Source organism: Luteibacter sp. P4_E6, assembly GCF_056401535.1.
The window spans coordinates 1-1,007 of the sequence record NZ_JBFUJE010000890.1 but is presented as its reverse complement, the minus strand read 5'-3'; the positions used below and the strand labels follow the sequence as shown (position 1 = coordinate 1,007).

General features: G+C 61.0%; 1 protein-coding gene. It reads left to right on the top strand.

All coding sequences use genetic code 11. From position 1 onward, the window contains the following. The coding region (locus tag AC1DT2_RS24380; RefSeq protein ID WP_477299319.1) for a hypothetical protein at window positions 1-920 on the top strand (920 nt) is incomplete at its 5' end. Window positions 921-1,007 lie beyond the last annotated feature (87 nt).

Below are 1,007 nucleotides of genomic sequence, written 5' to 3'. Positions count from 1 at the left end.
GCGAGACGGTGCTCGGCTTCTTGTTCGCCTCGGGCCTTTGTGCGCTGCAGTTGGCATCAGATCGTCACTCGCGGTCGTGGGCGACCGTCGCGGGCCTGGCCTTCGCGGCCGCCGCGCTGACCAATGCCGTCGTGCTCCCGCTCGCTCCGCTCTTCGCTGCCATCGCTGCCATCGCTGCGTGGCGTGATAGTACACGGCGAACTCTTTGGCTTGCCTTTCTATTCGCCGCGACACTACCCTGCGCCGCATGGATGATCAGGGGAGCGATGCTTCCGTCATCGCTTGCGGCCAGCGACCGAATCGCCATGAATTTCGCTCAGGGCTCATGGCCTGAATACCACAGAGCTTGGTATAAAGCCCTCGAGCTGGATGATGCCGAATCGAAGGCCGTTCTTGCGGACATCGATAGCGATGTGCGCCGATTGAGCAGTCAACCGACTGCCGCCCTCGGGGTTATCGCCAAGCGATTTGCCGACCAACCGGCACGGTACCTCGCATGGTACGCATCGAAACCGGCAGAACTGTGGGGCTGGACGATCGGAATAGGTGCGGGAGATATCTACGTATTTCCAACCTCGAATTCGCCGCTTTCCGGCCACGGCGTGCTGCGTGCAACCACGGATCTCATATACCTAATTAATCCACTAGTGACCCTGCTCGCGATGATCGGAACGGCCGCAACAGCCTGCAAACCACGACATCGGGAACCTGCGCTGTTATTTGCCGCAGCAGGCGTCATTTTTGTCACCGCTGTGTACGGCATCCTCCAGTCGGACGCACGCTACGCAGTGCCGTACCGCGGCGCTGAGTGCCTGATGGCGGCCCTCGGCGTCAAATCCCTTTACCACATCGGCCGCCGCGTGCGCCGGACGACGTCCAGCATCTCGACTAACGGCGCGAACGACGCGCAAGCGCGATGAAAGTCACAAATATCAATCGAAGAAGGTCCGGTCGACAAGGTTGGTACGAAGTGTGCTGAGGCTCCCCCGACTCACAGGGGCCCAACC